The organism is Pseudomonadota bacterium (assembly GCA_010028905.1).
GTDB lineage: Bacteria > Vulcanimicrobiota > Xenobia > RGZZ01 > RGZZ01 > RGZZ01.
In genome coordinates this window covers 1-3,469 of record RGZZ01000504.1, presented here as the reverse complement: position 1 = coordinate 3,469, position 3,469 = coordinate 1, and the positions used below count along the sequence as shown (strand labels likewise).

Annotated in this window: 3 protein-coding genes; 1 reads left to right on the top strand and 2 read right to left on the bottom strand. The window is 68.1% G+C overall.

Annotated features, from left to right (window positions below; genetic code table 11):
• Positions 1-1,883: hypothetical protein (locus tag EB084_21925; GenBank protein NDD30924.1), on the bottom strand; the 1,883-nt coding region annotated here is incomplete at its 3' end.
• Positions 1,884-2,250: 367 nt separating this feature from the next.
• On the opposite strand from EB084_21925, the gene EB084_21920 reads away from it, so the two are divergent.
• Positions 2,251-2,484, top strand: a complete 234-nt coding sequence (locus EB084_21920) for a hypothetical protein (protein ID NDD30923.1) — start codon at positions 2,251-2,253, stop codon at positions 2,482-2,484.
• A gap of 234 nt (positions 2,485-2,718) precedes the next feature.
• On the opposite strand, the gene EB084_21915 is transcribed toward EB084_21920, so the two are convergent.
• A complete protein-coding gene (locus tag EB084_21915; GenBank protein ID NDD30922.1) occupies positions 2,719-3,300 on the bottom strand; it encodes a DUF3228 family protein in 582 nt (193 codons plus the stop codon).
• Positions 3,301-3,469: the final 169 nt, after the last annotated feature.

Below are 3,469 nucleotides of genomic sequence, written 5' to 3'. Positions count from 1 at the left end.
GGGAGAGGCCGCTGCATCTGCGGGGGCATCGGACGGGGAGGAGCCTGCTGCGCGCCGTTGCGGGCAGCCATGGCCTTCGCGACCTCGCCGAGCGCACCCAGAGCCATGGGGAGCGCGGCCATCCAGCCCGGAGACTTCTCCTCTCCCTCTTCTTCGTCACCACCGCTCGTCTTCACGCCGAACATGCGCGGGAAGACCTCCTCGGGCGGGATGCCGAACTGGGAGAACAACTTCATGGTGTTGCCGAGCGTGTCGTTTCCGCTCGCGGACGCCTTCGCCTCCAACTCCATGCGGGCCATCGACGCCATGCGCTCCGCGTGCTCACGATCCCGAGCCGCAGCCGCCTCCATCTCCTTGACGCGCAACTCGTGCTGACGCTGCCGCTCGGCCTCGCGCTCGCGCAACTCTTCCTTGAGGAGCATCTCGCGGCGCTCCTTCTCTTCCTTCTCCAGACGCTCCTTGCGCTCACGCTCGGCCTCGCGAAGGCGCAACTCCTCGCGAATGATGGCGTCACGGCGCTCGCGGTCGTCGCGCTCGGACTTTTCCTTGCGCTCAAGGTACTCGCGCTCCAGCATCTCCCGACGAAGGCGAGCCTCCTCGCGCTCCTTGGCCTCGCGCGCCTCGCGCTCCTCGCGACGAGCACGCTCCTCCGCAAACCACCGCTCACGGGCCTCGCGCTCTTCCTTCTCGCGCTTCTCCTTGCGCTCCAACTCCTCGCGCTCGCGCTGGAGACGCATCTCCAACTCCATCTTCTGCTGCTCGAACTTGCGAGCAGACTCCTCACGCTCGGTTCGGAGACGAATCTCCGCTTCCTCGCGCTCGCGCATGCGCTTGGCCTCGTACTCCTCTCGCTCGCGACGCAGGCGCTCCTCGACGTCGCGGCGCTCGCGGTCGGCCCGCTGGCGCTCCTGCTCCAGACGATACTCGTCCTGACGACGACGCTCCTCCGCCATCTGGGCGGCCATCTGCTGGGACTGCTGGAACTGCGTCGTGATCGTGGTGAGCACCATCTGGCTCTGCTCCTGCTGGGCCCGAAGTGCCCGCTCGGCGCGCTGCGCCTCGTCCTTCATCAGACGGTCGGTGATGACCTGAACGCCCTGCGCGGCGTTGGTGGCGAGGTCGATGCGCTCCTGCGCACGACGACTCTCTTCTTCACGGAGGCGGTCGCGCTCCATCTCAAGGCTCTCTTCCAGAGCGCGGGAGCGGGCTTCCACGACCTCCAACATTCTGTCGACGACGTGGCCCATCTGCTCGCCACTGTCGTTGGTTTGCGGAGCCTCGACGATGACCTGTGGGGGACCGCCGTTGCGGTCGTCGTCCTCTCCACGGAACCTTCCACGACCGTACATGCGCATCTCCCTTTCTTCCTCCTCGGCCTCACGCATCTGGCGGATCGCGGCGTGGTGCTCGCTGATTACGGTGGTGACCTCCTGCCCCAACTCCTGCCCGCGAATGTCGATGGGGCGAAGGCGGAACTGGGCGCGACCCTCTCCGCGACGGGGCATGGCCGTGTAGAACTTGCGGACGAAGTCTTCTTCGGTCGAGGTGGCGTCGATGGTTCCCAGACCGACGGGAACTCCGTTTTCCCACTTCCAGACCCGCAACTGAACGCAGGTGGGGAACTGGCTCGCCTGCGCGTAGAGACGGGGCGAAGACGCGCGCCCGAGGGCGTGGTCTGCCTCCTCCCCAAACATCTCCGAACGCCGGCCCCGCGCGCCGTAGCCGCCGCCGATCTTCGGCGGGGCCGCCAGAGAGGAGACGTCGGGGTCGTTCAGCCCCTCTGCGGCACCGTCTTCCCCTTCGTAGCCCTCCTCTTCTTCGGGCTCGCTCGCGTCGAAGTCGTCTTCGTCCTGTTGGGCCCCCCGCATGGCCGACACGTTCACAGGGTCGGAAAGGGGGTCGAGAAGCCTACGTCCACCACGAGCCATCCGTTGTCCTCCTTGCGCCGAACCTTCTATTCGCGAACGCCGGGAGGGCTAGCGACGCGTATGAGAACCGCGTTATTATGACAACATGACCACTCGCCTTTCACCTGTCCCTCATCAGACGATAAAGCCGAGCCCTCCCGCGAGGACCTCCCAGCGGCGCGAGACGCCCCCTGTCGCACCCTCCACTGCGAGGAGGGCAAGCCCTCCCCCTCCCCCGCCCCGTGCCCCGGTAGAGGCCATGACCCCTCTCCCCGACGCGGTGGGGCCGAACGACGTAGAGGCCGGGGCGTGGATGCGGGGCCGACAGGAACTCCCCGTGCCGATGGTGGGGGATCGGCGCAAGAAGCACTACCGGCACCCTCGGGTGGCCCCCGACAAGACCCGCCGCAACACCCTCACCTTCGCCGTCAGCGATGAAGAGGAGCGCATCCTGCGGGCCTACGCAGCGACGATGGACATGTCGTTCAGCGAGTGGGTCCGCAACGTCCTCTTCCGCGCGGCGGGGAAGAAGGTGCCCTCCCGAACCCGAGGAGGGGCCCCGGTCGAGGGGACGTAGCCGCTGCGTGGGGCGACAGGTGTGGCCGCCAGCCCCGTCGCATCACGCACCAGAAAGCCGCCCCGGTCTCCCGAGGCGGCTTTGTGTGTTCCCCTAACCTTGCCCTCTCCTACTCCCCAGCAGGAGGGTGTGCCCTGTTGCACGAAGACACACTAGCGGTGTCCTCTCACAGGTGCAAGCCGTGAGAGGGGTCTGTAGCACTGCGCGTACACCGCTGGGCCCGCTAGGGGCCCGTCACGCACCCCCTGCCATCGCCTTGTCCTTCCACCAGTGGAAGCCTGCTCGCAGCGCAGCGACGAAGGCCTCGTCGGTCATGTGGGTAGCGGTCCCGCCCTCTCCCGAGAAGTGGTTGTACATCAGCGTGAGAGGGTCCATCGGCGCGTCTCCCTCGACCGGGGAAGCGTTGAGAGAGATCACCTCCCACCCGCCGCTCTCGACAGGCAGGGTGTTGTCGCCGCCCTCGGCCAGAACGTCGGCGCGGTACAGGACGGCGTACGCCGTGACGGCGGGCATCTTTCGTGCCCCCTTGGCGAGGACCTGCTTGCGGGGGGCCTCGTCTGCGCGGCGGGGGGTGAAGGAGCCCACGAGCAGGTCGCCCTCCTTGAGGAGGACGACGCCGGAACGGATGCCCTCGGGGTTGAGGTCCACGAGGCACACGCCGTCCCGGTAGCCGGGACGCACGTTCCCGGCCACGAAGCCGGCCTCGACGCGGGCGAGCAGGTCTCCCCACGATCCGTCGAACGACGAGAACGGGGAGTCCACCGTCTGCCGCTGCACGAAGGGGTTGAGACAGAGGAGCGGTGCGGGGGCCGTCACGCGGCACCCCGGCGCTCGGCGCGAAGCACGTCCGCGACGCTGGTCGTCGTGTGGACGAGACGCGTCACTGCGACGATGCGCCCCTGCTCGTCGCGCACCGGGGCGTCCTGTGGCCCCGTGCCGGGGCAGAGGACGTCGGGACGGATGGTGCCGGCCTCGCGCAGGGCGT